Consider the following 1,150-nt stretch of genomic DNA (forward strand, 5'->3'; position numbering starts at 1 on the left):
ACATTTACAGCAGAGGAAAAAGCCTCTGTTTTTGAACTATGGAAGAACGGAACAGGCTTCAGTGAAATAGCGAATATCCTGGGTTCAAAACCCGGAACGATCTTCACTATGTTAAGGGATACTGGCGGCATAAAACCCCATGAGCGTAAGCGGGCTGTAGCTCACCTGACACTGTCTGAGCGCGAGGAGATACGAGCTGGTTTGTCAGCCAAAATGAGCATTCGTGCGATAGCTACTGCGCTGAATCGCAGTCCTTCGACGATCTCACGTGAAGTTCAGCGTAATCGGGGCAGACGCTATTACAAAGCTGTTGATGCTAATAACCGAGCCAACAGAATGGCGAAAAGGCCAAAACCGTGCTTACTGGATCAAAATTTACCATTGCGAAAGCTTGTTCTGGAAAAGCTGGAGATGAAATGGTCTCCAGAGCAAATATCAGGATGGTTAAGGCGAACAAAACCACGTCAAAAAACGCTGCGAATATCACCTGAGACAATTTATAAAACGCTGTACTTTCGTAGCCGTGAAGCGCTACACCACCTGAATATACAGCATCTGCGACGGTCGCATAGCCTTCGCCATGGCAGGCGTCATACCCGCAAAGGCGAAAGAGGTACGATTAACATAGTGAACGGAACACCAATTCACGAACGTTCCCGAAATATCGATAACAGACGCTCTCTGGGGCATTGGGAGGGCGATTTAGTCTCAGGTACAAAAAACTCTCATATAGCCACACTTGTAGACCGAAAATCACGTTATACGATCATCCTTAGACTCAGGGGCAAAGATTCTGTCTCAGTAAATCAGGCTCTTACCGACAAATTCCTGAGTTTACCGTCAGAACTCAGAAAATCACTGACATGGGACAGAGGAATGGAACTGGCCAGACATCTAGAATTTACTGTCAGCACCGGCGTTAAAGTTTACTTCTGCGATCCTCAGAGTCCTTGGCAGCGGGGAACAAATGAGAACACAAATGGGCTAATTCGGCAGTACTTTCCTAAAAAGACATGTCTTGCCCAATATACTCAACATGAACTAGATCTGGTTGCTGCTCAGCTAAACAACAGACCGAGAAAGACACTGAAGTTCAAAACACCGAAAGAGATAATTGAAAGGGGTGTTGCATTGACAGATTGAATCTACA

General features: G+C 45.8%; 1 protein-coding gene. It reads left to right on the forward strand.

All coding sequences use genetic code 11. From position 1 onward, the window contains the following. A partial coding sequence (locus tag ACOTXF_RS23745) for an IS30-like element IS30 family transposase (protein WP_032238611.1) occupies positions 1 to 1,143 on the forward strand: 1,143 nt, incomplete at its 5' end. Between the last annotated feature and the right edge of the window lie 7 nt (positions 1,144 to 1,150).

Source organism: Enterobacter cloacae complex sp. IR53041, from assembly GCF_049238285.1.
Classification (GTDB): domain Bacteria; phylum Pseudomonadota; class Gammaproteobacteria; order Enterobacterales; family Enterobacteriaceae; genus Enterobacter; species Enterobacter roggenkampii.